Here is a 25,880-nt window from a genome sequence, read left to right as displayed (position 1 = left end):
TTTTCGGTGCGGGAGTTCATCGTCGAGGCCGACGGCGGGTCACGGGGCAACCCGGGACCCGCGGGCTACGGATCCGTGGTCCTGGACGCGGCGACCGGCCGGACGCTGACGGAGGCGGCCGAGTACATCGGCACGGCCACCAACAACGTCGCCGAGTACCGCGGCCTCCTGGCCGGCCTGCGCGCCGCCCACGCCCTCGACCCGACGGCCCGTATCCATGTCCGCATGGACTCCAAGCTCGTCATCGAGCAGATGTCGGGCCGCTGGAAGATCAAACACCCGGACATGAAACCCCTGGCGATGGAGGCGTCCCGCGTCTTCCCGCCGTCCCAGGTGACGTACGAGTGGATCCCACGGGAGCAGAACAAGCACGCGGACCGGCTCGCCAACGAGGCGATGGATGCGGGGAAGCGGGGGGAGCGGTGGTCTGCGTCCGCGTCTGCGGCTGAGCTGGACGCGCACGCGGCGCCGGCGTCCGTGTCCCCTTCTCCTACGGCACCTTCGTCTCCCCGGGATGCGGCGGAGCCCGTGGCCGGCGGAGCCGTGGCGGCGTCCGGCGGGGGAGCCGCGCAGGCCGGCGCCGAAGCCGACGTCCGTGCCGCCAAGGACGACGCCGACGTCCGTGCCGCCAAGGTCGTGGCGTCGCCCGGCTGGGCCCCCGCCGACATGGGACCGCCCGCGACCTTCGTGCTGCTGCGGCACGGGGAGACGCCGCTCACGCCGCAGAAGCGGTTCTCCGGGAGCGGGGGCAGCGATCCGTCGCTCTCAGATGTCGGGCGGGAACAGGCCGAGCGGGCCGGTGAGGCGTTGGCCCGGCGGGGGACCATACAGGGCATCGTCGCCTCGCCCCTCGCCCGTACCCGGGAGACCGCCGGGATCGTCGCCGCCCGGCTCGGACTCGACGTCACGATCGACGACGGGCTGCGCGAGACCGACTTCGGCGCCTGGGAAGGGCTGACCTTCGCAGAGGTGCGCGAGCGCTACCCCGACGACCTCACCACCTGGCTGGCCGACCCGAACGCCGAACCGACCGGCGGCGGTGAGAGCTTCGTGGCGACCGCCACCCGGATCGCCGCCGCCCGGGACAAACTGGTCGCGGCCCACGCCGGCCGTACGGTGCTGCTGGTCACCCACGTCACGCCGATCAAGACGTTCGTCCGGCTCGCCCTGGGCGCCCCGCCCGAGTCCCTGTTCCGCATGGAACTGTCGGCGGCCTCGCTGTCCGTGGTGGCGTACTACGCCGACGGCAACGCGAGCGTCCGGCTCCTGAACGACACGTCACACCTGCGCCACTGACCTGAGACTGCCTCTGACCCGACCCTGTCCCTGATCGGGACCCGGCCTGATCGGGCCCCTGATCAGGCCCCTGATCAGGCCCCGTCCCGCAGCCCCGCCGCCTCCCGCGCCAGCGCCTCGACCCGTCCCCAGTCCCGCGCCTCGATCGCGCTCTCGGGAAGCATCCATGTCCCGCCCACACACCCGACGTTGGGCAACGCCAGATACTCCCGCGCGTTCCCCGGCCCGACCCCGCCCGTCGGACAGAACCGCGCCTGCGGCAACGGCCCGGCCAGCGACTTCAGATACGCCGTACCGCCCGCCGCCTCGGCCGGGAAGAACTTCATCTCCCGCACCCCGCGCTCCAGCAGCGCCACCACCTCGGACGTCGTCGACACCCCCGGCAGGAACGGCACCCCCGACTCCCGCATGGCGGTGAGCAGTACGTCCGTCCAGCCCGGGCTGACGAGAAAACGCGCCCCGGCGTCCACCGCCTCGGTCACCTGCTCCGGCGTGATCACCGTGCCCACGCCGACCACGGCGTCCGGCACCTCGGCGACGATCGCCCGGACCGCGTCGAGCGCGGCGGGCGTCCGCAACGTCACCTCGATCGCGGGCAGCCCGCCGGCGACCAGCGCGCGGGCGAGCGGTACGGCGTCGGCGGCGTCCCGTACGACCACGACGGGGACGACGGGCGCGAGGTCCAGCACGGACACGGGCGCAGGCACGGGCCGGGGCCCGGGTACGGGCGATGGCGAGGAGGGCACGGAGGCGGACATGGCCTCATCGTGCCCGGCAGCAGCAATGTGCGCAAAGGCCGTTGCGTTACTTGCAACGAGCCTCAGTGGATCTCACTCACCAGAACGTCCAGCGTCCACGCCGTGCCCCCGTTGCCGGCCGCCCCCACCTTCACCGGCGGCTCCACCTCGACGACGTACCCGAGATCCCGCAACGCCTCCACCAGTTCCGCCGGCCCCTTAGGAACGGCCCCGGCGGACAGCAGACTGCGGACGATCCTCCCCTTCGTCGCCTTGTTGAAGTGGCTGACGACCTTCCGGGTCGGCGCGTGCAGCACCCGCACGGTCGCCGTCCGCCCGGCGACCTCCCCCTTCGGCTTCCACGCCGCCGCGTACGCCGAGGACCGCAGGTCCAGCACCAGCCCGCTCCCCGCCGCCTCGGGCAACGCCGACGCGAGCGGCGTACGCCAGTGCGCGCCCAGCGCGCCGAGCCCGGGCAACCGCACACCCATCGAGCAGCGGTAGGAGGGAATCCGGTCCGTGACCCGGACCGCGCCCCACAGCCCCGAGAAGACCAGCAGGGACCGGGCGGCACGCCGCTTCGCGGCGGTCTCCAGGGACGCCAGGTCGAGGGCGTCGTAGAGCACACCCGTGTAGATCTCCCCGGCGGGCCGCGCGCCGGCCGTCCGCAACTCCGCGTTCTTCGCGACCTCGCCCCGCAGTCCCTCGCTCAGCCCGAGCGCCTCGCGCGCCTTGTCCTCGTCGGCGGCGCACAGTTCGACCAGTTCGTCGAGCACGGCCGCGCGGGCCTCGGTCAGCCCCGGCAGCGACAGCGACTCCAGCTTCAACGGGGCGCCGCGGCCGGAGGAGGCCTTGCCTTCGGAGGGCGGCAGCAGGACAAGCACGGGATCGATCTCCTTCGGTTGAGCTCCGGGACAGCGTACGGCGTGCCTCCGGGCCGCCCCGGTGCCGCGCTCGCCGTATGCCCCGCCGCCGAACCCGCGTGACGGCAGGGTCAAGCGAGCGGCTTGCCTCCCTGACGACGGCTGTCCCGCTGTGCCACGATCGAGGGAACGGTTCCCGATCCCTTGGACAGGTGATCTTCCGATGTCCCAGTCCGGCGAGCGACCGAAGGAGGGGCGTGACATGACTGCCATGGCCCATGAGCCGCTCACACAGGCGGAAGTCCTGCTGGAGGGCTTCCTCGCCCTGGACACCCCGGAGGGATTCCGGGCGGAGCTGATCGAGGGGGAGATCGTTGTGACGCCGCCGCCGGACGGGGATCACGAGGACTACATCGAGCTGATCGTGAACCAGGTGTACAGGCGATCCCGAACCGACATGCAGTTCTCCGGGAACAAGGGACTGAAACTGAAGAGCGGTGGCGGCTGCCCGAAGGATCACGTGATCCCGGACGGCACCTTCGCCCCCAGAGCGTTGCGGCTCTACCGAGGCGCCGATTCCTGGATGCCCTGCGACGGCGTTGCCATGGTTCTCGAAGTGACGTCCACCAGGCCCAAAGCCGACCGCGAGGCCAAACGCCGCTGCTACGCCCGCGGCGGCATCCCGCTCTACCTGCTCGTCGACCGCGAGGCCTCGTCGACCACCCTGTTCAGCGACCCGGAGAACGACGACTACCGTCAGCTCTGCACCCTCCCCTTCGGCAAGCAGCTCGCTCTCCCCGAGCCTTTCGCCTTCGACCTGGACACGACGGACTTCCTCTGATCCCCTGGGCGGTGGCGACACGGGGTGCGGTACGGGGGTTCAAGCAGTGAAAGTGACCACACAGGAACAGGCCCGATGGACCAGGGCCCGCCTCGGCCACTGCGGACCGCCTCTCGACCTCCTCACCGCCCGCTTCGACCGGCACGTCTACGCCTCCCACGCGCACGAGGAGTTCAGCATCGGCGTGTGCGTCGACGGCTCCGAGGTCATCGCCTACCGGGGCGGCCACCTCCGCCCCAGCCCCGGCTCCATCGTCGTACTCGACCCCGGCGAGATGCACACCGGCGGCCCCGCCGCGTCCGACGGCTACGCCTACCGAGCCCTGTACCCCGCACCCTCCCTCCTCGCGGACGGCACCCTCGGCGGCGACATCCCGCACTTCCGCGAACCCCTCGTCGACGACCCCGAACTGGCCACGGCCCTCAGCCGCGCCCACGCCGAACTCAGCGCGTGCCCGGACCCCTTGGAGGCGGAGTCCCGCCTCCCCTGGCTGCTCACGGCTCTGGCCCGCCGCCACTCCACGTCCCGCGCGGCGAACGACACCGTGCCGGGTACCGCCCACATCGCCCACGCCGTACGCGACCGCCTCGCCGACGACCTCCTGACACCACCCTCCCTCGCCGTCCTCGCCGCCGACCTGGGCCTGTCCCGCTACCAACTCCTGCGCGCCTTCCGTACGACGATGGGGATACCCCCGTACGCCTGGCTGGCCCAACACCGGGTGAACCGGGCCCGCGGCCTCCTGGAGTCGGGCCTGAAACCGGCCGAGGTCGCCGCCCTGGTGGGCTTCGCCGACCAGGCCCACCTGACCCGCTGGTTCCGCCGGGTACTGGGGGTGACGCCGGCGGCGTACCGCAACAGCGTTCGCAACAGCGTTCGCAACAGCGTTCAAGACGGGCGCCGCTGAGCTGGCGAGCATGGGCCGCATGACTGCACGCGGCTGGTTTCTGTTCTCCCTGATGGGAGTCGTCTGGGGCATCCCCTACCTCATGATCAAGATGGCGGTGGACGCCCCGCTGTCCCCGTCCGTGGTGGTGTTCACGCGCTGCGCGCTGGGCGCCGCGCTGCTCCTGCCCTTCGCGATCCGGCAGGGCGGCCTGCCCGCCGCCGTTCGGTCCCATTGGCGCCCGATGCTGGCCTTCGCCTGCATCGAGATCATCGGCCCCTGGTTCACCCTCACGGACGCGGAACGCCACCTGTCCAGCTCCACGGCGGGCCTGCTGATCGCGGGCGTACCGATAGTCGGCGTCCTCCTGGCCCGCCTCTTCGGAGACACGGAGCGACTGGGGGCGAGGCGCGCGACGGGCCTGGCCCTGGGCCTGGCCGGCGTAGCGGTCCTCACGATCCCCCACCTGACCGGCGGCGACGCCCGCTCCCTGGCGGAAGTACTGGCAACGGTTCTGGGCTACGCGACCGCCCCCTTGATCGCGACGCGATACCTGAGGGAGGTCCCGTCCCTGCACCTCACCACGACCTGCCTGGCCCTGGCGGCGCTGGTCTACGCCCCCGCGGCGATGGCGACCCGCCCCTCCACCCTCCCGTCCACCGAAGTCCTGGCAGCGCTGGCTGTCCTGGGCGTGGTGTGCACGGCCCTCGCCTTCGTGGCCTTCCTGGAGCTGATCAGGGAGGTGGGCCCGACCCGCGCGACGGTCTTCACGTACGTCAACCCCGCGGTAGCGGTGGCGGCGGGGGCGATCTTCCTGGACGAGCCCCTGACGGCGACCGTGGTCATGGCCTTCACCCTGATCCTTGCGGGCTCGGTCCTTGCGACGCTGGCAACGTCACCCACGCCGCCCACGTCACCCACCTTCCCCACATCGCCCACGGAACCTGACCGCCCCACCCGCCCGGTACCATGGTCGACACGGCAGACGAGCCGGGCGGACGGCCGCGTGGAGTCTCCTTGACCGGGGGCTTCCCGAGGAACGTCCGGGCTCCACAGGGCAGGGTGATGGCTAACGGCCACCCGGGGTGACCCGCGGGACAGTGCCACAGAAAACAGACCGCCGGGGACCTCGGTCCTCGGTAAGGGTGAAACGGTGGTGTAAGAGACCACCAGTGCCCAGGGTGACCTGGGCAGCTAGGTAAACCCCACCCGGAGCAAGGTCAAAAGGAGCCGCCGCTTCGAAAGAAGTGCGGCTCTGCGCGGACGTTCGAGGGCTGCCCGCCCGAGTCCGCGGGTAGACCGCACGAGGCCGGCGGCAACGCCGGTCCTAGATGGATGGCCGTCGCCCGGGGAATCCGCGAGGAGCCCCGGGAACAGAACCCGGCGTACAGCCCGACTCGTCTGCCGCTTCATATTTCCGTCGCGGGCGTCGAGCATGGCGGCGAACCGACGCGTCAGGTCATGGATTCGGTGCGGGTCCGGGCAGTGCTCGAACAGCCGCCGGAGTGCCTCGGCGGCGGTCGAAGCGCAAAGCGGGGCAACACTCCCCAAGGGGCGCGTACCTCGGCGTCGATTGCCCCTGCCGGGTCAGAGCCGCTTGGCGCTGCGGAACAGCTGCGCGTAGAAGCCGTTGCCGTCGAGGCGGGAGACGCCTCCCTTGTCGCCGATCGTGGGTCCGTTCTGCTCTTTGCGGCTGGAGATGAAGACCCGGTGGCCCTCGGTGTCCAGGCCCAGGTAGATGGCGGAGTGGTCCATGTGGTTGCCGGTGCGGTGGTCCATCTTGAAGAACAGCAGATCACCGGGCTGGAGGACGTCGATGTTCTTCGGGCGGGTGTACCAGGGACTGGGGCCCTGGAGCTTGATGACGTCGACGCCGGCCTTGGAGCGGGCCATGGCGTCGGCGGTGCGCGGCAGACCGTCACCGGAGGTGTTCGTGGCCATCAGCGGATAGCGGGCGCGGTAGCCGTAGACCAAGCGTAGGTAGCCGGAGCAGTCCACGGACCGCAGCCGGTCCTGCTGCGGGTACTTCGTGGTGCCGTCCCGGAAGGTGTACGGGATGTTGAGGTAGTCGTAGAAGTCTGTCTGTTCGTAGCGGTCCGCGCCGTCCGGCTTGAGCGGCCCGTAGTACGCGCGTCCCGTGTACTGGACGCCCTCGGAGTCTTTCTTCACCGGCGCGCCCGGCAGATACTGGGTCGCGAAGGCGAAAATGTCGTCCTCCTGGCTCCCGTAGTACTTCTTGAACCAGTCCTTGAACCACTGTTCCTTCTCGGCGCCCTTGGTCCATGGTTCGGGCATCAGCCGCACCCAGTCCTCGGTCACCACCTTCATGGTGGTTTCGCTGGGCTCGCTGAAGGTGCGGGACGGGCCGCGCAGGGTCGCGGTGCGGGCGCCGTCGGTGAAGGTCGCGAGGACCTGGCCCTTCGCGCCGCGCAGCACGGTGCGCTCGGGGTTCTTCAGACGCTCCCAGGTCTGTTTGCCGCCCTGCTGGCCGTTGCTGGACTCCAGGCTCGGCTCGTCGATGACGGATGCCACCGACGGCGACTTGGCTTGCTCGTCCTTCCTCAGCTCCACAGTGAGGTAGCTGCTCGCGCCGAGCAGCGCGACCACGGTCACGGCGTGCAGTACGGGGCGCTTCTTCTTGGGGGGCATGTCAATGCTCCGTTTGTGGGTTCAGGCGGACGGCATGACGCCGAGGAGGATTCCGGCGGTGAGGACGACATAGGCCATGAGGGTCACCGATCCGACGGCGAGCAGGGTCGGGCCCTTGGGCTGGCGGACCAGCTGGTAGGCGATCAGACCGGGCACGATGAAGCCGAGGGTCTGGTTCGCGTACATGAGCGGGAACTCGAGAGACAGCACGATCATGACCGTGGCCTGGAGTGTCACACCGAGCAGCACGACCGCGGCGAACAGCCGCTTGCCGTACAGGATCACGAACTTCTGCATCAGCAGGGTGCCGACATACGTCAGAACGGTCACGCCGACCACCATGGCCGCACGCTGCAGATCCTCCACGAGGGTCAGCGCCAGCCAGCCCGGGGTGATCATACCGCCGGGCGACAGATTGGTCGTCAGATAGCAGACCAGGGAGAAGAGCAGCCCGATGGCGATGCCGATCGCGGCGATCTCTGGGGTGAGGACGGAGGGGATCAACGGTGCTGCTCTCCTGGGTTCTGCCACTGAGAGTCGTCGGCGGGGAACGCCGGCGGAAGACGGGGCTCGAACAGGCCGCGGGGCTGCGGCTGTTCCGGGTGGTGCGGCTGTTCGTTGTGGTGTTGCTGTCCGGGGTGGTGTGGCTGTTCGCGGTACTCGTGCGGCGCGGCGACGGGCGTCTGAACGGCTGTGGGCCAGGGCTCGCGGGCGCCCTCGGACTGCTGCGGCCGGTGCTCGGCGTACGGCTCCTGGGGGTGAGGCTGCCCGGCGTTGTGCTGCGTCGGCGCGTGGACGGGGGTGCCTGTGTGCGGCGCGTACCGCGTTTCGTACGCCTCCGGATAGCGCTGGTACGGGTCGAGGTGTGGGGCGTAGAGCTGCATCGTCTCCACGTGCTCGGCGGGCGCCCGCGCGGCAGGTTGCTCCGCCACGTCGTCGGGGCTCTCGTCCGCGGGGAGTTCGGCGAGGTGCTCAAGGAGCAGTTCGCCCTGACCGTGGATGTTGCCGATGGCGACGAGTGAGGTGTCGGGGCCCAGGCGGCCGAGGAGCAGCTCCATGAACTCCTCGGGGTCGCGCCGGTCGCCGCCGAGATCGACGGCACGGTCGCGGTAGGCGGCCGGGATCGCGTCGATGGCGGACTTGGCCGGGTGGCCGATCACGAAGACCTGCTCGGGGTCGAGCTCGGGGATGATCTCACCCATCTGACCGTTGCGCTCGACGCGGTCGGGGCGGCAGTTGATGACGACGTTCAGCGGGCGGTGGATGGCGCCGAGGTCGAGCAGCTGGTTGATGTTCATCAGCGTCGACTCGGGGTCGTTCGCGGCGAAGACGTTGGCGAAGCGCAGCTTCTTGTCGTCGTGGGTGAGGTAGCGCTCCACGGAGAGGACCCCGGGGTCCGGCGGGGCGTCGTACATGCCCTGCAACGCCGTCTCCCGCTCCACGCCCAGGAGTTCGGCGACCTTGAGCGCGATCGCCACGTTCTCCTTGAAGGTGAACCAGCTGAAGCCGCGCAGCTCCTCGTCGCTGACCGTCTCCGGGTCGGCATAGATCAGCTTGCAGTCCCGGGCGTCCGCCTCCTCCTGGAGGATGTCGAAGCGGTCCTTCTCGGCGGTGACGCAGATGCCGCCCTCCGGCATGGACCGGCACAGCGAGCGGGCCACGTCGTCCAGGGTCGGGCCCATCTCGGCGAGGTGGTCCTCCCGGACGTTGCACAGGACGCCGATCGTGGATCGGATCAACTTGGACTGGTTGATCTCCTGGAGGGCCGGCATCACCGCCATGCACTCGATGACGAGGGCGTCCGGGTGGTAGGCGGCGGCGCGCCGCACGATGCCGATCTGCTCGACCACGTTGGCGATGCCGAACTTGCGGTAGACCGGCTCCTCGGTGGCGTCGGGGTGGATGAACCGGGCCGCCGTGCCGGTCGTCTTGGCGACCGTTGTGAGGTTGCCGCCGCGCAGGGCGCCCGCGCACAGGCGCGTGATGGACGACTTGCCGCGGATGCCGTTGACGAGGACGCGGGTGGGTATGTGCTCGAGGTTCACGAAGTGCCGCCGCTGTTCGACGATTCCGGCGATCAGCAGGATGGCTCCGCACACCACGAGCACGGTGTAGAGGAAGAGCACGTTGGTCCTAGTTCCTTCCGACTCCGGCCGGGGTACGTGTCCCGCCGTCGCGTCTGCGCTGGTCCTGGAGGTGCTGCCGGATGAGTTCCAGGCTGCGGGCGACGGCGCCGACCTCGTCGTGATGGCGCGGGTAGAGGACTGTCTTGCGGTCGCCGTCCGCGAGTCTCTCGGCCTGGCGGGCCAGCTCACGCAGCGGGCGTACGACGACGATGTGCAGCCAGCCCAGGCAGGCGGCGGCCGCGGTCAGGCCGAGCAGGCCGGCGAGGACCGTGCGGTTCTGCAGGCTGTACTCAGGGATGGCGAGCCCGGACACGGGCTGCCAGCTGACGACCGTCCAGTGCAGGGACTTGGCCTCGCCGCCGCCCGCGAAGGGCGCCACGGCGGCGACCCGTACCGTGCTTCCGCGCTGGACGGTGGCGTAGGCCTGCTTCTTGGCCAGCAGCGGGGTGACGTAGGAGGGCGCCTTCTGGAAGGCGAGGTATCCAGAGTCGCCGCCGATGACCCGGCCGTTGCCGTCGAGGACCCGGACCTCGCCCATGCCCTGGCGGCCGAGGAGCGCGTTCAGATACTCGATGTGGAACTCGCCGACCACGGCGGCTCCGTCGCGCCCCGGCGCCTCGGCGGTCGCGGTGACGACAGGCTTCTTGCCGCCGTCCCGCACCTCCAGGGATTTGTCGGACGGGCCCTTGCCTGCCGTGTGGTGGGGTGTGGCGCCGGCTTGGGCGAGAATCTCGCCGTCGGCACCGAGGACGTAGAGCGACTGGTACCGCGGATGGTCCTCCAGGGTGCGCGCCAGGACCGTCCTCATGTCGTCGGCCGAGGTGCGGTCACCGATCAGGGCGGCGACCGCGGACAGGTCCGCGTGGCCTTCGTTGAGGGCCCGGCGCACGCGGTCGCTGAGGGTGGCGGTGCGCGCCTTCTGGTCCTTGACGATCTGGTTGGGTACGCGTACGGAGCTGTCGGCACGGTTCAGCACGAGCATCAGCGGCACCGACCAGACGAGGAGCAGGACGGCGCAGATCGCGAGCAGCGCGCGGCCGCCGAGGCCCCTGCGGACCGCCGGGCCCTCCGTGTCGGCTGGGGCGCCCCGCAGTTGCAGGCGCAGCCGCTCCAGGGCGGCCCCGACCCGGGCGGCCTCACCGGCCCTGGGCACGGTCACCGGGCGGGCCAGATCGCCGCGGGTGAGGCGGCGGCTTTCCAGGAACAGCCGGATCAGCGGGCGCTGCACGGTGCCGAGCAGGACCATGACCGTGAGCGCGCCGATCAGCAACAGGGCGCCGGCGGCGGCGAGTCCGAAGGCGGGGCGGGTGAGCTGGGAGGCGTGTTCGGTGACGTCGACCTGGGTGACGACGGTGAGGCCGAGACCGCTGGCCACGGTGGACTCGCCCGCCGCGGGTGCGGCGAGCGAGGCGTATCCCCCGATGGTGCGTACGTTCTTGGTGGCGTCGCCGGTCAGATGGCCGCTGACGCCGGTGTAGCCGCCCTCGCCGGGCTTCTTGGCGGTGAGGGGGTTCTGCTTCGCCTTCTTGGCGGCGACACCGGCGAAGGACGCGAGCTGTGCCCGGGCCCGCTTGCCGTCGAGGGCGCCGTGGCTGCTGAGCACATGCCCCGCGGAGTCGACGACGCCGATGGCGCGTCCCCCGGCCAGGCTCACCCCGGGGAAGGTCAGGCTGCTGGAGGCGACCAGGAGTTGCTGCGGCTGGCCCTTCCAGGACAGCAGGGCGAGGATGACCAGACGGGTCTGGCCGTTCTCCAGGCGCACCATGCGAGGGGCCAGGCCGTCCTTGGCCGAGAGCTTGCTGCGGTCGATCGCGGTGAGCGGGACGTTCTCGCCGCGGGCGGCGAGCAGGTTGCCCGACTTGATCTCGATGACGGCGGTGCCCCGCCACTTCTCGTAGACGTCGCCGACCTTGTCCAGCACGGTGTCGGCGGACACGGGCTGTCCATCGCTGAACAGCGTGGCCGTGCCGGTCAGGTCACCGACCGACTCGTCGAGCGAAGCGCGCAGCGCGATGGCCCCGTCCTCGGCGACGTACTGCTGCGAGGTCAGAACAGCCTTCGGCACAAGAGCATTGTCCGGTTTGCCCAAAGTTAGGGCGGTAATTCCAGCTAGGGTAAGGAGTAGAACCGACAAGACCGCTATAGGTGGACGTATTCCACCCAGTAGCGACATGTCGGCCCTTCGGCGGACCTTGTGCCGCCGCTTCGGACGCGAAGCGGCCAACGGGGTACCCCTCTCCTGCGATGGCTGAGGCGCAAATGCCCCAGAAGGCATGCAGCGCCCCGGAACGCACGAGAGTGCGACCCGATCTCATCAGATACATCAAGGACACAAAGGGTTGCACAGATTGAAAGGAAAGTGAGAAAACACGACTGCGTTCTGCCATCCGCGGGTATAGGGAGCGACCGCCTTCTGTGGTGTCCCCCCGGTCGGCGTATGGCTATCTTGGGTGCCGCGATGAAGACGAACCGAGCGAAGTCGATCAGTGCCGCCGCGGCGATCGTGGCCCTCGGCGTTCTCGTCGCCGGGCTCGCCGCCTACGGTGTCGGCCGGGCGAACCAGCGTTCCGCGGCAGGCCGGAGCGCGGACCCGACCCGCGCCGGCGCCCCCGCGGGCGTACACCTCGAACGGCGGATCACGGACTTCACCGCGGGGTTCGACGAGCACACCGGCTACCGAATGCCGCGCCGCTCGGAACGGCTCGCCGTCGCCGACGCCGTGGGCCTGGTTCTCGACGGGCATCCCGACCGGGCCGCCTCGGCGCTCTCCGGCATCGACTTCCAATTGCGTACGATCACCGACTCCACGACGGGACGCCGGTACGCGGAGCTGTCCGACCGCACGGAGCAGAACCCCACCCCGCGCGGCTGGGGCCGCGTCTACGTCGACCTGTCCAGCCCGGTCCGCTGGTCGGTGCAGGTGCCGCATCCGGTGGCCGACACCGACACCGAACGGCTCGGCGCGCGGGTGCTGCTGGGCTCACCCGGCGGGGTGCTCGTGCTCGCGGGCGCGCACCGCAGGGCCGGCGTGGGCGACACCGCGGACATGGCGCACCGCCGCGACTCCGTCTTCGACGCCGTCTGCGACGAGCTGGCAGCGCGGGGCCTTCCCGGCATCCAGCTCCATGGCTTCGCGGACGACTCGGCCCCCGGCTACGACGTCATCGCCTCCACCGGCACGGGGCAGTCCGGCCGCACCGACGGACGCCGTCTCGCCGACGCGCTGCGGATGCGGAACTTCGAGGTCTGCCGGGCCTGGGCCCGCTCCTGTGCCGCACTGGAGGGGCACGAGAACGTCCAGGGCCGAGAGGCCGCCGCCGAGCACGTGCCGTTCCTGCACATCGAGTTCGCCCACTCCGTCCGCACCGACGACCGGCGCCTCTCGGACGCGGCGGCCGCCATCCACTCGGTCATCACGCGGTGGGCGGCAGGAGGAGGGCACCGGGCGCCGGGGCGCAGCTCCCGTGCGCCCCTGACTCCATGAAGAGCCGCAGTTGGCTGACGGGTGTTGACGCAGCAATGTCGTTGACGGGGCCAGGCGCACCGCCGCGACTCCGTCTTTGACGACAACTTCCAGATCCAGGACGGCTGCATGATCGGCCGGCGAAAGTCTGGGAAGAGCCGTATCTACTGGCCGCCGCAGACCGCGATCGCTGGCGCAGGCGGCGCCTCACCTCTGGGGGGTGCAGTCGTAGAGGGCGAAGCTGCCATCGTTCCGGCGGCCGTAGGCGGCGGGCCGGACGCGGGTGCAGTGGGACTTCACCCAGGTGGTGGCGGGAGTGGTGGGGCGCTGGGTGGTGAGCAGCGCGTAGCGAAGCTGGTGGGCGGTGATGAGTGTCCCGAGTTGCTGGGCGGTAGGGAAGGGGGTGCTGCCGGTGAAGCCTCCCATGACGAGTATGGGCTCGGACTTCGCGCGCAGGAGAGGCTCGGCGGTGTAGGCGGCCTGGGTGGCGAGCAGGTACTTCTCGCCGTGGCGGTGCGTGGTGAGGTAGGTGAGCAGGGCGGTGTCGCGGGAGCTGGGCCGGTCAAGCCCTCTCCTTCGCGGAGCGTGATGGGGATGCTCGTTGTACGACTTGCCGACCGGACCGGTCATCGGTGAGGTGGCGGCGCCCGCGTAGAGCGGGTCGAGGCTGGAGACTGCCCAGCCGGCCGGCACCACCAGGGTGGCCGCGATCCCGGCGGCGAGGGCGGCACGGATCATCCGCGGGGAGGTGCGCGGCCCGCGGCTTGACAGGCCCACCACGCCGCACAGCGCGAGCATCACGGCGACGGGCAGCAGCCAGGAGACGAACCGGGTCGGCCAGTCGAGCACCAGCGCCCACGCCGACGTCAGCGTGATCGCCGCCGGCAGCGCCATGTGCCGTCGGCCGGCTGCCTCGTGCTCCGCCTCCGGCTCCGACTTGTACTTCGCCTCATACTCCGAGCGGAAGAGGTCGAGGCCGCCGCCGGTCAGCGCGGCGAGCGCCGGGGCGATGACGGCCGTGTAGTAGGCGTGGTTTCCGTTGGAGGCGCTGAACACCAGGGCGTGCACGGCAAGCCAGCCACCCCACATCACAAATCCCGCGCGCGGCAGGTCGGTTCGCGGCAGCCCGGCGCGCCAGACGACGCCCAGGACCGCGGCGAGCACGGCGAGCGGCAGCAACCAGGCGACCTGCGGGCCCACCGTGTCGTTGACAAGCATGTCCCAGCCGGTGTTGCCGGTGGTGCGGCTGGCGGCGGTGCCCGCAACGGCGCCGAACGCGGTCGGATCGCTGCTGAAACGGCTCAGGCCGTTGTAGCCGAAGACCAGAGCGAACGGATTGTTGTCGGACGTTCCGTCCAGGTACGGGCGGTCGGCGGCCGGTGTCGCCCAGGCCATCAGCATCCAGGAGCAGGAGACCGCCAGCGTGACCGCCCCGCCCGCCAGGACGCGCAGAGCGCGCTGCAACGGCCTGCCGGGTGCGACGAGTTGGTACACGGCGGCGAAGACCGGCAACACCAGCCACGCCTGCAGCATCTTCGCCTGGAAGGCGAGCCCGACCCAGACCCCGCAGGTGATCAGCGGCAGCAGCCGCTCGGTGCGCACCGCCTTCTGCAGCGCTCCGGCGGCCGCCACCAGGAGCAGGGTGAGCGCGGTGTCCGGGATGGTGGCACGGTTGAGCGCCACGGCGACCGGGGTGAGGGTGAGCGCCAGCGCGGCGATCAGCGCGGCGAACGGGCCGGCCCAGGCCCGTACGATCCGGTGCAACAGCCATACGGTGAGCACGCCCTCGACGACCTGCGGGAGCGCGGCTGCCCAGGTGTGCGGGCCGAAGAGCCAGACGGAGATGGCGTCGGGCCAGAAGGCGCCGGGCAGCTTGTCGATGCTGATCGAACCAGCGGCGTCGAGCCCGCCGAAGACGAACGCACGCCAACTGTCGGCCATCGACCGTATCGCCGCACCGTAGAAGGGGTGGAGCGCGGCGTGCCCGATGCCCCAGGAGTACAGCGCCGTGGCCACGGCCAGCACCGCGGCGAGCGCCGGGCGTTCCCAGCGCGGGACGTCTTCCGGCCGGTCGCCGCGGCGGTTCGCCGCCCGGCGGCCTCGCTGCTCTACGGCGGGCTGGACGGCGGGGATGGCGGTCATGGCAGTGGTCCTCGGATCAGCAGGTCAGGTGAAGCGGCGGCGCACACACGGCTTCAGTCACAGACGGCGGGCCGCCCGGAAGCCGCGGGCGTAGAAGTCGGTGCCGTCCAGCAGCGCGTGGCCCGACAGGTCGCCCAGGGTCGGGCCGTTGGCGGCGGAGCGGCTGGAGTAGAAGCGGTGCCGACCCTGGTCGTCGAGGCCCATGTACATGCCCACATGGTCGATGAAGTCCGGCCGGTCCTTGATGATGGCGAAGAAGACCAGATCGCCGGGTTGCAGGACGTCCAGGTCGGTGGCCTGCTGCTTGCCGGTGTGGGGGATCACCAGGCGGCCGGGACCGTGGGCGGCGATGGCGAAGGCGCGGCGCGGCAGACCGGTGCCCCGGGTGTTGGTGTTGTGCATGGGGATGCCCATGCGGTAGCCCCACACCAGACGCTGGAAGCCGGAGCAGTCGACATCGCCGTAGCGGGCCTTCTCCGGCTGCGCGCGCGTGCCGTCCGGGAAGGTCCAGTCAATGCCCAGATAATCGTAGAAATCTGACTTCTCGTCGTAGTAAGCGAAGTCCAGCGGGTTTTTGACCGCGCCATTGCGCGGGCCGAAGTGTGCGGTGCCCGCGTAGCGCACGCCGGCCGCGTTGTGCTTGTCGGGCGCCCCGGCGCTGCTGTACTGGAACGCCACCGCGAACACGTCCGGGCTGCTGTCGCCGAGCGCCTTGCGGAACCAGCTCTTGAACCAGGCGGACTTCTCCATGCCCCGCTGCCACGGGTGCGGCAGCACCCGCACCCAGGCGTCCGTGGTCACCTTGGCCTCGGTGGTCCGCGGCTCGCTGAAGGTGCGGGTGGGCCCGATGAGTACGGCCGTACGGGCGCCGTCGGTGAAAGTGGCGAGCGTGCCGCCGTCGGCGGCACGGACCACGGTGCGGGCGGGGGCGGACAGCCGCTCGAAGGTGTGGGGCCCGGTGGCCCGGGCGCCCGTGCCGGCGCCCGTGCCGTCGGCGGCCGTACCACCACCGTCGTCGCCGCCGTGCCCGAGGCGGTCCCAGGCGTACCCGCCCGCCACCCCGGCGGCCGCCACGCCCGCGATCGTCCGGAACACGGCGCGGCGAGTCGGGTGGCTGCGTCTGCTGACGGGTTGGGAGTGCATGGCCGATCCTCCTGGAACTGTGAGGTGAGAGGGTGGTGAGCGGGTCAGCCGGTGGGCAGGACACCGATCAACAGACCGGAGACCAGCACCACGTACGTGGCCAGGGTCACCGCCGTGGTCGAGATGACCGTGGCCGCCATCGGCTGACGGGCCAGCTGGTAGGAGACCAGCCCGGGGACGATGAAGCCAAGGGTCTGTGAGGTGTACAGCAGCGGGAACTCGTGGCTGAGGGCGAGCATCACGGTGCTCTGCATCAGCACCGCGCACAGCACCACGGCGGCGAACAGCCGCTTGCCGTAGAGAATCACCGTGCGCTGCACCAGCTTCGTCAGGAAGTACGTTCCCGTCGCTACAGCGACCATCAGCCCGGCCATCCGCACGTCGGTGACGAGTGTGAGGGCGATCCAGCCCGGGGTGATCATCCCCCCGGGGGAGAGGTTGGTGGTCAGATAGCAGACGAGCGAGAAGACCAGCCCGAGGGCGATCCCGAGCGCGGCGGTCTGTGCGTTGAGATTGGCGGGGATCACGGGTTCCTCGTGAGCTGGGACGGATCGTGGGGGTCGTGCGGGTCGTCCGCGGTGCTCTGGTCATCGCTCCGACCCTGGCGGGCGGCGGCCCGGCGGGCGAGGTCGCGCTGTTCCGGGATGCGGAAGGCGTACGTCGGTGTCTCCAGCGGTGCCACCCAGCTGTACGGCTCCGGGTCGGGCGGCCGGGCCACCGAGACCCGCGGCCGGGGCAGGGCGATCTGCATGGTCTCCTGGTCGAGGCCGTCGCCGTCGGGAATGGCGTCGAACAAGTCCTCGGAATCGTCCAGCGGCAACTCGGCGAGGCATTCCAGGAACAGCTCGCCCTGGCCGTGGATGTTGCCGATCGCCACCAGCGAGGAAGCCGGGCCGAGTTCCGCGAGGATCGCCGCGGTCACTTCTTCGGGGTCCCTGCGGTCGCCGCCGAGATCCACCACCCGCCCGGTGAAGCCGTCCGGAATCGCGTCGCGGGCGCTCTTGGTCGGGTGGCCGATCAGGAACACCGTCTCGGCGGCGAGGTCGGAGACGATCGTGCCCATCTGGCCGTTGCGCTCCACCCGGTCCGGGCGGCAGTTGATGACCACGCCGAGCGGCTGCCTGATCGCGCCGAGATCCTCCAGCTGCTTGACGTTCATCAGCGTCGACTCGGGATCGTTGGCCGCGAAGACGTTGGCGAACCGCAGTCGCTTGCCCTCGGGGGTGACGTAGCGCTCCACGGACAGCACGCCCGGGTCGGGCGGCGCGTCCCACATGCCCTGCATCGCGGTCTGCCGCTCCACGCCGAGCAGCTCGGCGACGGCGAGCGCGATCGCCACGTTCTCCTTGAAGGTGAACCAGCTGAAGCCCCGCAGTTCCGCGTCGGTCACCGCCTCGGGATCGACCGCGATCAGCCGGCAGTTCCGCTTGTCGGCCTCCTCCTGGAGGATGTGCAGCCGGTCCTTCTCAGCCGTCACGCACACCCCGCCGACCGGCATCGAGCGGGAGAGCGAGCGGGCGACGTCGTCCAGCGTCGGCCCCATCTCCTCCAGATGGTCCTCGCGGACATTGCACAGCACGCCGATCGTGGAACGGATCAGCTTCTCCTGATTGATCTCCTGCAGCGCGGGCATCACCGCCATGCACTCGATCACCAGCGCGTCCGGCCGGTAGGTCGCCGCCCGCCGGACGATGCCGATCTGCTCAACGACGTTGGCGATACCGAACTTGCGGTACACCGGCTCCTCGGTGGCATCCGGATGGATGAACCGGGCCGCGGTGCCGGTGGTCTTGGCCACCGTGACCAGGCCGCCGCCGCGCAGCGCGCCCGCGCACAGCCGGGTGATCGAACTCTTGCCGCGGATACCGTTGACCAGCACCCGCGTGGGTATCTGCTCCAGGGAGTCGAAGTGCCGCCGCTGCTCCAGGATTCCGGCGATCCACAGCGCGGCGCAGCACAACAGGACGATGACATAGAGGAAAAGCACGCCGATTCCGTCCTTCTACCGCTGGAGGGTGTTCACACGCAGGGACCGCGAGGGCCCGGCGACATGGCCGGATCTGGCCGTCCGGTCACGTTCGGCCAGGGTCTGGCGCACCAGCTCCAGGCTGCGGGTGACCGAGCCGATCTCGTCGTGGTTGACGGGGTGCAGCACGGTACGGCGGTCTCCTCCGGCGAGCCGCTCGACGAGCACGGCGACCGCGCGCAGCGGCCGGATCACCACGACATGCAGCCAGCCCAGGCATGCGGCGCTCACGGCGAGGGCCAGGATGCCGGCGAGCATGGTGCGCTGCTCGGCCTGCAGCGCGGGGATCCGGAGGGCTGCCGCGGGCTCCGCGGTCACCACGTGCCAGCCGAGACCGGCCGTCGGGCCGCTCTGCGCCAGCGGCGCGGCGGCGTCGACCGAGGGGCCGGAGGACGTGAGCTGCACCGCCGAGGTCGCGGTCCCCGCGGTCCCCGGGGCGCCCTGAGTGGTGCGGGCGAGACGAGTCAGGTCGGAGTCGGGCAGCGACTGGAAGGCGCGGTAACCGACGCTCGCCGCCAGCACCTTCTCGTCACGGTCCGTCACCCAGACGCTGCCCAGCTTCGGCCTCGACAGGATGGAGTTGAGCACCTTCACGTCGATCTCGCCGAACAGGACCGTCCCGGCCGCCGGGGCCTTGCCCTTGCCGGCCCGGACCTGGGCGTAGGCGGCGATCGCCGGGATCCGGCCCGAGGTGTTGACGGTGGTGATCCCGCCACCGCGGGGCACATGGACGAGGGTGCGCAGCGGTGCGTCGCCCACCCTCAGCGTGATGTCCCCGGAGCGATCCAGGAGATACAGCGAGCGGTACTGCTTGTGGTCGGCGAGGGACTTCCGCAGAACCTCGCTCTGAGCGGCCCGGCTCCTGCCCGCCAGACTCGCGGCCGCGTCGCTCAGATCGGTGTACGACTGGTCGAGGGACTGCCGGATCCGGTTCGTCGCGATCTCGGTGCGTGTCTGCTGGTCGGCAAGGACCGGAGCCGGAACCGCGGTCGCGGTGTCCGCCCGGTTCAGCAGGAAGATCATCGGCACCGACCAGCAGGCCACCATCACCACGCCGGCCACGGCCAGTGCCCGGTAGCCCGGTCCGCGCCGGGCCGGGAACTCCTGCGGGCCGCTCTCGCCGAGCAGTTGCCGGCGCAGTGAGTCCAGCGCCCGCCCGATCCGTGCCAGTTCACCGAAGCTGTGCACAGGAACCGGCCGGGACAGCTCCGCCCACGCGGTCGGAGCACCCCCGGTCACGCCCCGCGCGAGGCGGCCGGCGGACAGATACAGCCGCAGCAGTGGCCGCTGCACGGAGAGGTACAGGGCGAGCCCGAGCAGCAGCCCGACCCCGGCCAGCGCCCCGGCGGCATCGAGCGCAAAGCGCGAGTAGTCGCTGGCGGTGGTCGTGGCGGGCACCGCGCGGGAGGTGAGCACCACCAGACCGAGGTCGTCGGTATCGCCCGGGCCGGTCGCCGAGGCGACCTGGGCCCAGCCGGCCACGGTGCGCCGGCTTCCGGTGGCGGCGCCCAGCAGGCCTCCCGAGGCGTCGGTGTCACTCCCCGCCCCGTGCGCCGCGCGGGCCGCCGCGGCGGGCAGGCTCCTGTCGGCGGCGGCCGGTGACGCAGTGCCGTGGATTGTGGTGGCGAGCGCTGTGCCTCTCGCGTCCAGCACTTCGGCGGTGCGTCCGTCGCCGTACGCCGTGGGGGCGGGGAGCGCCTCGCAGAGCACCAGCAGCCACTGCCGCGCGGGCCGGCTCGGGGCCTGGTCCTGGTCGGGGTCGTCCTGCGCGGGCAGCGTGACCTTGGCGAAGTACAGCAGTTGCCGTGTGCCGCCCGACGTCACCAGCCGGGGTGGGATCGCCCCGTGCCCGGACGCCGTCCTGGCGACGTCCACTCCGGCCAGCGGCACCGTCTTGCCGCCGGCTGCCAGCAGTTTGCCGGTGCGCCGATCGAGCAGCGCGCTGCCGAGGACCGCCTTCCTGACAGAGGCCAGCGCCGTGAGTGCGTTCGCGGGGGCCGACGTGCTCGTCCCCTGGTAGGCGTCGGCCGTACGGCGCACCGTGCTCGCCTCGGTGTCGATCGCGGTGCGTGTCGACAGCGCGGTGTCCGCGGCGATCCGCTGCTCCCCGTCCAGCACGGCCTGCGGAAAGCCCGCGGTGTGGACGCCGTCGAGGCCGATCACGGTCAAGGCGGCAACCGCCAGCAGGAGTACGACAAGTAAGGCTATTGGCGGGCGCACGCCGCCAAGCATCGGCATATCGGCGCGGCGGCGGATGCGGTGTCGGCGCGGCGTCCGGGGTGCGGAGGGCAGAGCAGCGGGTCCTATCTCAACTGGCGCCGGGCGCCCAAACGTTCGGTAACACGAACACTTTAGCTCCCTCCTGCCACAGAGCCGTCACAAGTTCGCCACATGCGTCGCTCGAGTTGACGGGGACCTGGACGGCGGCGACGCATGCGTTACCGCCCCTGGGAGAGACCGAAGGGCGGACCCGCGGACAGGCCCGGCCCTTCGGTGTCCGGTCGACTGTCCGTCAGCGGACGAAAGAAATCTCCGGGTACTTGTCGGTGGGCCCGTCGAGCAGGGTGCTGTGCTTGTGACGCAGTTCTTGGTCGAAGAAGGCGGCGAGATAGACGCGCTGCACCTGGACCGCCCGGTTCGGATCGATCGTGCCGTACTGCTGCTGGATCTGAGCCTGGGAGAGCCCGAGCAGGCCCGCCTCCTGCGGCACCATCCACTCCTGGTCGCAGAACGACAGGTGCGCCGCGCCATGGAGCTTGATGTCGACCTTGTACCCCTTCAGATGCGACCACAGCGTGCGCCATGAACCGTCGTTGTTGCGATTGTGGCTGCCGGAGCTGAAGAGCATGAAGGGGCGGTCCAGGTCCTTGCTCGGCGCCGTCCCGAAGAACTGGCCGTCCAGGTTGGCACCGGCATCGATCCGCTTGTCGAGTTGCATGGCGGTGTCGACCGCCGCGCCGCCCAGCGACCAGCCGAACATCCCGATACGGGACGTGTCCACCGACTGCGCCAGCCCGGCGGGCAGCGTCGCGTGGCCGGCGTCCGGGTTGCCGCCACTGCTGATCTTGCCGAGCGCGTTGATGACGAACTTGATGTCGGCCGCGCGGATCTTGAGCGTGTCGGAGGAGTGGGTGCCCGGCGGCATCCTGTTGAGCTCGAGCCGGTTGCCGGGGAACTGCACCTCGTTGGCGTCGTGGGTGTGGTCGACGGTGACGACGAGGTAGCCGCGGCTGGCGAGGTCCTGGGCGAGCGCGGTGCCCTGCGCGCGGTCCGAGTGCAGCCCGGTCGAGTACAGCAGGACGGGCAGCTTGCCGAGCGAGGTCTTCACCGGGGCGAGGACATGGCCCGCGGTCTTCGGCAGGGTCACCTGCTGCGGCGACATCCCGTGCGTGGTGAGGTAGTGGCCGCCGGAGATCGACGGCATCCACGGCGCCTGATAGTGCCCGGACGTGGCGGTGGCCGGATACCAGAGCGACACCATCACCTCGCGCTTGCCGCCCACATACGGATCCGTACGGGACGAGTCGACGAGGTGCAGGCCGACCATGCCCACGCTGTGCGGCCCGGTCGGCGCGGGCATCTTGAGCTGCAGAGCGGACGCGGCCGTACGGCCGGCTGCGAACGCCTCAGGGTGCACTGACTTCTGGGCCAGCGGCCCCTCGTCGTTCTCGGGTGCCCAGTCCGTGTCCGGGTCGGGTTCGTCGGGCGAGAACCCGGTGGCCGTAGGCGTGGCCGACGTCTTCCCGGCAGCCATCGCCGGCGTCATCCCCAGCCCCAGCGCGACGGCCAGCGCACCCGCCGAACCGACCGCTCTGGCGATCACTCTCCGCGGGTGGCGCGGGCGGCGGTGATTCATGAAACCCCCTTGTTGGTCAGCGACCGTAGAACGCACGATCGACTGCCGCATACCGTACCGCTGCAGCGACGGGCGGACGCGCGCGCCCCGAATGCCACCCTGGCGACTTCACGTACTGATACTGAGCTTGTTCTTTTTCTTCCGGCCTCGAACGGTGGCTCGTACTGAGTCGCTCACCTGAGGGTTTGCCGGACGTGGGGGCGGCCTTCGTCTGATCCTGTGCTCCGCCCTTGCCATGGGCGATGGTTTCCGATTCCACCCGGCCCGCGCCGGTGGTAATGCAGGAACTTCCACCGGGACATCCCACTGATTCTGTGGCTGTGCAGGCCGAAGATCCTCATGTGCTTCCAGATGAAGTCTGTGCCCCGAGCGGTCGCCCTGTGGCTGAACTTGACGCCGTACTTCCACGCCTTCATCCGATGGCCGCCCCAAGGGGTTCCTTCGCGCTGATCGTGTTGTCAGTCCCCTCTGTCATCATCCCGCCATGTTGTACGACGCCTTGGTGGCCGAATCCCGTAGGGACGACTCGCTCGACGACGTAAGGTCCGCCGCGCTCGACCGCGTCCGGTGGCTCGTCGACCTCCTGGAAGGCCGGCGGACCGGGTTCCGTCGGTTCATGGGGCACGAGCACCGGCGATCCAGGGCGGCGGGCGCGGCGACCCAGGCCGAGATCGACGGGCGGCTCGCGGCCTGCGCGGACGAGGAGGGCAGGGCCGCGGTGCTGTGCCTCATGCTGGCCGCCCGCTTCGACAAGACGAGCTATTGGCAGTACGACACCGAGATCGAGCCCCTGATCTCGCGGGTGCGGGGCTGGACACCCGACGAGGTCGCCGTGATGCTGCTCCGCGCCACCGAGTACGCCATGGGCTACCGGTTCGCCCATGCGCTGGGGCTCGTGCTGAACGCCGTCGACCAGCTCGACGCCGACGGCCGCCGTGCGGTCATGCCCTGGCTGCGGCACGCCCACACGCAGCTCATGGCCGCCACGGTCGAGGCGCGCCTGCGCACGTCGCTCGTCCAGCGCCTCCGTGCGTTGCTCGCGAGCGTGGACGACGCACACATCCCCGACGGACTCATCCCCGCCGACGCTCCCTGGGCGGCCCCGCTGCGCGACCGTGCGAAGACCTCGCCGACGGCGGAACTGGCGGGCTTCGTACGGCACTTGGTGAGCCTGTCGGGGCCGCGTCCCACGCAGAGGTGGCGGGGGACGTGCCTCGAACTCGCGGACGCGGCGTCGGCGCGGGACGTCGTGGCCGATGTCCTGCGGTCACTGGCCGGGGACGAGGTGCTGTGCAGCACGGGAAGCGGTGCGCACACCGGCTGGATCCACGGCGATCACCACTACCACTACGTCGTCCACCAGAACGACGGGGACCTGGCGCGCGGCGTCGTCTGGGCGGCCGCGCTGACCGGCGGCCCGGCCGCGGTGCGGCACCTCGGCGCGCTCGCTCTGCGGACCGGCGGCCATGGGAACGGCGTGATCGAGGACCTCAAGCTCGCGGGCGCGGCGATCAACGCGCTGGCCGAGACCGGCGATCCGACCTCGCTGGAGACCCTGTGGCGGTTGCGCTCCCGGATCAAGCACCGGGCTCTGCGCAAGCAGCTCGACACCGCGCTGGTGACGGCAGCCGGCAAGCAGGGCATCACGGCAGGGCAGCTCATCGAGCGCAGCGTGCCGGACCACGGCCTGGCGCCGGACGGCTCGCTGGAACGGGAGTTGGGCGGACACCGGGTACGGGTGGCGATCGAGGACGCGACGACCGTGCGGCTCACCTTCACCCGCCCCGACGGGGGGACGTCCCGCACGGCCCCGGCGGCAGTGAAGGACGGCTTCCCGGACGAACTGCGGGAGTTGAAGGCCCTGGCCAAGGAAGTGCGGGGCACGCTGTCGGCCGAGCGGGCCCGCGTCGAGGCGCTGATGTCGGCCGGCCGTGAGTGGCCGTACGACGAGTGGTGCCGCTACTACCGCGACCATCCGGTCACCGGGGTTCTCGTCCGCGGCCTGATCTGGGAGTTCCTGTACGCCGACGACGGCGAGTGGCGTGCGGTGGCGCCGATGGCAGAGCCGCCCGGCGAGCCCGAGCGCGTCCGGCTGTGGCATCCCATCCGGGCGTCGACGGACGACATCAGGACGTGGCGGGAGCGGCTCGTCGCCGAGCGGCTGCGACAGCCGTTCAAGCAGGCATTCCGGGAGATCTACCTTCTCACCCCGGCGGAGGAGGAGACCGGCGTCTACTCCAACCGGTTCGCCGCCCACATCGTCCACTACCCGCAGCTCTACGCGCTGTTCAAGGAACGCGGCTGGCAGGCCAACTTCCTCGGCCGGCACGACGGCGGCTACGACGGGAAGGCGCGGGCCGAGTTCGGCGACGGCGAGTGGCGGGCCTGCTTCCACCACGAGCCCGCCGCGGACGACGACGGCGGCGGCTACGCGCCCGAGCACGCCGCGACGGACCAGGTCCGCTTCGAGCGGCGCGACGGCAGACGCCGGCGGGAGGTGCCGCTGGCGGAGGTGCCCCCGCTGGTGTTCAGCGAGGCGATGCGCGACGTCGACCTGTTCGTGGGCGTGACCTCGATCGCCGCCGACCCCGACTGGACCGACCGGGGCGAGGACCGCCATGCCGAGTACTGGCGCACGGCCACGTTCGGTGCGCTGACGGCGAGCGCCGAGGTCCGCCGCGCGGCGCTGGAACGGATCCTGCCGCGCCTGAAGATCGCCGGCCGGTGCTCGCTCGACGGCCGCTTCCTGGTGGTCCGCGGGGACCTGACGACGTACAGGATCCATCTGGGCTCGGCCAACATCCTGATGGAGCCCGACGGCGCCTACCTGTGCGTCGTCCCGTCCCGCGGCAAGGGCAACGGCAAGGTGTTCCTGCCGTTCGAGGACGCACGGCTCTCCCTCATCCTCAGCAAGGCATTCCTGCTCGCCGCCGACACCAAGATCACCGACGACACCATCCTCCGCCAGATCAAGAGGGGTGCCCGATGAGTCTCGCCGCCCGGCTGATGCGCGTACCGACCGACCCGGACTTCGTACTCGAACGCAGGTCAGAGCGCGTCGACGGCGCTCACCTTCCAGCCGTCGGCGGTACGGGTCAGCGTCATCCGCACCCGGTTCAGGTCCACCCGGGAGCCTGAGACCTGGGTGCTCGTCGTCACCTGGTTGACGAAGAGGAGGATCACGGCCCGGTCCGCCGAAGACGAGACCACGGAGGCTGCGGGGGAGCCGCCGGTGGGCTGCGCCACCGTCGCTTTCACCACCCCGTGGTACTTCCTGGCTGTCGGCCCCACCACCTTCGTGGTGGTCTTCCGGTACGCGTCGCTGAAGTGCCCGGTGAGCCGGGCGCGCGCCGCGGCGAAGTCGCGGTCCAGATGCCGGTAGTCGTACGACAGCACGACGGGCGCCGCCAGCCGCGCGGCCGTGAGTGCCTGTACCCGGGCCTGTTCGGCCCGCACGTCCTCCCGGTGGCGCCACCCGAGCACGCCGACCACGACCAGGCCCGCCGCGAGCAGGACGCACAGGACCGCGTTGAGTCGCCGGCGCGGACCGCGCCGCGTCGCCGTACCGGGGCCGGGCTCGTCCTCCTCCCGCCGCGGGTCCCTCCCCAAGGGTTCCTGCGAGGGCTCAGGCGGGTCGTCCCAGCCGACCTCCTCCTCCGCCTCGACGATCACGGTGCGTCCGGCGGCCGGTGCCTCGGTCCGCCCCCGGGCCTCCTCGTCGGTGGCCGCCGGGCCCGGCTCGCGGCGGCCGCGCTCCGCACGCTTGGCCGCCGCCCGGGCAGCCGCGGTCATGGTGTGCCGGGTGCCGGGACCCGAGCCGCTGCCTCGGGTGGTCGTCTTCGCCACGGTCTT

The 25,880-nt window shown here is 70.9% G+C and carries 18 protein-coding genes, 1 other RNA gene and 1 pseudogene; 7 read left to right on the top strand and 13 right to left on the bottom strand.

Going from position 1 to position 25,880, the window contains the following annotated elements; all coding sequences use genetic code 11:
- Positions 1 to 6 precede the first annotated feature (6 nt).
- Complete coding sequence (locus ACIBK3_RS03370) at positions 7 to 1,296, top strand: bifunctional RNase H/acid phosphatase (RefSeq protein ID WP_399361366.1); 1,290 nt, start codon at positions 7 to 9, stop codon at positions 1,294 to 1,296.
- 74 nt (positions 1,297 to 1,370) lie between these two features.
- Here ACIBK3_RS03370 and eda read toward each other — a convergent pair whose 3' ends face one another.
- Positions 1,371 to 2,054: a bifunctional 4-hydroxy-2-oxoglutarate aldolase/2-dehydro-3-deoxy-phosphogluconate aldolase gene (gene eda / locus ACIBK3_RS03365; protein ID WP_399361364.1), complete on the bottom strand. Its 684-nt coding sequence runs from the start codon at positions 2,052 to 2,054 to the stop codon at positions 1,371 to 1,373.
- 62 nt (positions 2,055 to 2,116) lie between these two features.
- Entirely contained in the window at positions 2,117 to 2,917 is an 801-nt protein-coding gene (yaaA, locus tag ACIBK3_RS03360; RefSeq protein WP_399361362.1) for a peroxide stress protein YaaA, read from the bottom strand.
- 241 nt (positions 2,918 to 3,158) lie between these two features.
- Between yaaA and ACIBK3_RS03355 the strand changes: the two genes are divergently transcribed.
- The 4 genes and pseudogenes from ACIBK3_RS03355 to rnpB all read left to right on the top strand — a co-directional run bounded on the left by ACIBK3_RS03355 (position 3,159) and on the right by rnpB (position 6,027).
- Positions 3,159 to 3,737, top strand: a complete 579-nt coding sequence (locus tag ACIBK3_RS03355; RefSeq protein WP_399361360.1) for a Uma2 family endonuclease — start codon at positions 3,159 to 3,161, stop codon at positions 3,735 to 3,737.
- Positions 3,738 to 3,789: 52 nt separating this feature from the next.
- Positions 3,790 to 4,644 carry an AraC family ligand binding domain-containing protein gene (locus tag ACIBK3_RS03350; RefSeq protein ID WP_399361358.1) on the top strand — a complete coding sequence of 285 codons (855 nt, stop codon included), beginning with the start codon at positions 3,790 to 3,792 and terminating at the stop codon, positions 4,642 to 4,644.
- A gap of 10 nt (positions 4,645 to 4,654) precedes the next feature.
- A pseudogene (locus ACIBK3_RS03345) lies at positions 4,655 to 5,449 on the top strand (DMT family transporter); the annotation flags it as partial.
- Between the two features lie 160 nt (positions 5,450 to 5,609).
- An RNA gene (gene rnpB, locus ACIBK3_RS03340) (RNase P RNA component class A) lies at positions 5,610 to 6,027 on the top strand.
- A 183-nt stretch (positions 6,028 to 6,210) separates the two neighbouring features.
- Here rnpB and ACIBK3_RS03335 read toward each other — a convergent pair.
- From ACIBK3_RS03335 to ACIBK3_RS03320, 4 genes are read right to left on the bottom strand one after another with little or no spacing between them, the layout of a single operon-like run.
- On the bottom strand, positions 6,211 to 7,272 hold the full coding sequence (locus ACIBK3_RS03335; protein WP_399361356.1) for an NlpC/P60 family protein: 1,062 nt from the start codon (positions 7,270 to 7,272) through the stop codon (positions 6,211 to 6,213).
- 21 nt (positions 7,273 to 7,293) lie between these two features.
- Positions 7,294 to 7,776 (bottom strand): poly-gamma-glutamate biosynthesis protein PgsC/CapC, encoded by a 483-nt coding sequence (locus tag ACIBK3_RS03330; protein WP_398657609.1) that lies wholly within the window; start codon positions 7,774 to 7,776, stop codon positions 7,294 to 7,296.
- Entirely contained in the window at positions 7,773 to 9,398 is a 1,626-nt protein-coding gene (gene pgsB, locus ACIBK3_RS03325) for a poly-gamma-glutamate synthase PgsB (RefSeq protein WP_399361354.1), read from the bottom strand. Before pgsB (ACIBK3_RS03325) ends, ACIBK3_RS03330 begins: the two co-directional genes overlap by 4 nt.
- Positions 9,399 to 9,405: 7 nt before the next feature.
- Positions 9,406 to 11,571: a HAMP domain-containing protein gene (locus ACIBK3_RS03320; protein WP_399361352.1), complete on the bottom strand. Its 2,166-nt coding sequence runs from the start codon at positions 11,569 to 11,571 to the stop codon at positions 9,406 to 9,408.
- Positions 11,572 to 11,856: 285 nt separating this feature from the next.
- Between ACIBK3_RS03320 and ACIBK3_RS03315 the strand changes: the two genes are divergently transcribed.
- Positions 11,857 to 12,882 carry a hypothetical protein gene (locus ACIBK3_RS03315; protein WP_399361350.1) on the top strand — a complete coding sequence of 342 codons (1,026 nt, stop codon included), beginning with the start codon at positions 11,857 to 11,859 and terminating at the stop codon, positions 12,880 to 12,882.
- Between the two features lie 186 nt (positions 12,883 to 13,068).
- On the opposite strand, the gene ACIBK3_RS03310 is transcribed toward ACIBK3_RS03315, so the two are convergent.
- The 6 genes from ACIBK3_RS03310 to ACIBK3_RS03285 form a co-directional block, all read right to left on the bottom strand.
- Positions 13,069 to 15,003: an ArnT family glycosyltransferase gene (locus ACIBK3_RS03310; RefSeq protein WP_399361348.1), complete on the bottom strand. Its 1,935-nt coding sequence runs from the start codon at positions 15,001 to 15,003 to the stop codon at positions 13,069 to 13,071.
- Between the two features lie 57 nt (positions 15,004 to 15,060).
- Entirely contained in the window at positions 15,061 to 16,146 is a 1,086-nt protein-coding gene (locus tag ACIBK3_RS03305; RefSeq protein WP_399361346.1) for an NlpC/P60 family protein, read from the bottom strand.
- A 44-nt stretch (positions 16,147 to 16,190) separates the two neighbouring features.
- A complete protein-coding gene (locus tag ACIBK3_RS03300) occupies positions 16,191 to 16,673 on the bottom strand; it encodes a poly-gamma-glutamate biosynthesis protein PgsC/CapC (protein ID WP_399361344.1) in 483 nt (160 codons plus the stop codon).
- Positions 16,670 to 18,133, bottom strand: coding sequence for a poly-gamma-glutamate synthase PgsB (gene pgsB / locus ACIBK3_RS03295; protein ID WP_399361342.1), 1,464 nt, complete (start codon positions 18,131 to 18,133; stop codon positions 16,670 to 16,672). The genes ACIBK3_RS03300 and pgsB (ACIBK3_RS03295) overlap by 4 nt, the downstream gene beginning before the upstream one ends.
- Before the next feature lie 15 nt (positions 18,134 to 18,148).
- Entirely contained in the window at positions 18,149 to 20,335 is a 2,187-nt protein-coding gene (locus tag ACIBK3_RS03290; RefSeq protein ID WP_399362095.1) for a HAMP domain-containing protein, read from the bottom strand.
- A gap of 349 nt (positions 20,336 to 20,684) precedes the next feature.
- Positions 20,685 to 22,028, bottom strand: a complete 1,344-nt coding sequence (locus ACIBK3_RS03285; RefSeq protein ID WP_399361340.1) for an alpha/beta hydrolase family protein — start codon at positions 22,026 to 22,028, stop codon at positions 20,685 to 20,687.
- Positions 22,029 to 22,512: 484 nt separating this feature from the next.
- On the opposite strand from ACIBK3_RS03285, the gene ACIBK3_RS03280 reads away from it, so the two are divergent.
- Positions 22,513 to 25,017, top strand: a complete 2,505-nt coding sequence (locus ACIBK3_RS03280; RefSeq protein ID WP_399361338.1) for a DUF4132 domain-containing protein — start codon at positions 22,513 to 22,515, stop codon at positions 25,015 to 25,017.
- Between the two features lie 59 nt (positions 25,018 to 25,076).
- Here ACIBK3_RS03280 and ACIBK3_RS03275 read toward each other — a convergent pair whose 3' ends face one another.
- Entirely contained in the window at positions 25,077 to 25,874 is a 798-nt protein-coding gene (locus tag ACIBK3_RS03275) for a hypothetical protein (RefSeq protein ID WP_399361336.1), read from the bottom strand.
- Positions 25,875 to 25,880: the final 6 nt, after the last annotated feature.

It is taken from the genome of Streptomyces sp. NPDC050287 (assembly GCF_044459385.1).
Classification (GTDB): Bacteria; Actinomycetota; Actinomycetes; order Streptomycetales; family Streptomycetaceae; genus Streptomyces.
This window is presented reverse-complemented; position numbering and strand designations above follow the sequence as displayed.

Coding starts and splice junctions, on each gene's coding strand:
- eda (WP_399361364.1), bottom strand. CDS start 2,054: ATGTCCGCCTCCGTGCCCTCCTCGCCATCGCCCGTACCCGGGCCCCGG.
- ACIBK3_RS03355 (WP_399361360.1), top strand. CDS start 3,159: ATGACTGCCATGGCCCATGAGCCGCTCACACAGGCGGAAGTCCTGCTG.
- ACIBK3_RS03335 (WP_399361356.1), bottom strand. CDS start 7,272: ATGCCCCCCAAGAAGAAGCGCCCCGTACTGCACGCCGTGACCGTGGTC.
- ACIBK3_RS03320 (WP_399361352.1), bottom strand. CDS start 11,571: ATGTCGCTACTGGGTGGAATACGTCCACCTATAGCGGTCTTGTCGGTT.
- ACIBK3_RS03315 (WP_399361350.1), top strand. CDS start 11,857: ATGAAGACGAACCGAGCGAAGTCGATCAGTGCCGCCGCGGCGATCGTG.
- ACIBK3_RS03310 (WP_399361348.1), bottom strand. CDS start 15,003: ATGACCGCCATCCCCGCCGTCCAGCCCGCCGTAGAGCAGCGAGGCCGC.
- ACIBK3_RS03305 (WP_399361346.1), bottom strand. CDS start 16,146: ATGCACTCCCAACCCGTCAGCAGACGCAGCCACCCGACTCGCCGCGCC.
- ACIBK3_RS03285 (WP_399361340.1), bottom strand. CDS start 22,028: ATGAATCACCGCCGCCCGCGCCACCCGCGGAGAGTGATCGCCAGAGCG.
- ACIBK3_RS03280 (WP_399361338.1), top strand. CDS start 22,513: ATGTTGTACGACGCCTTGGTGGCCGAATCCCGTAGGGACGACTCGCTC.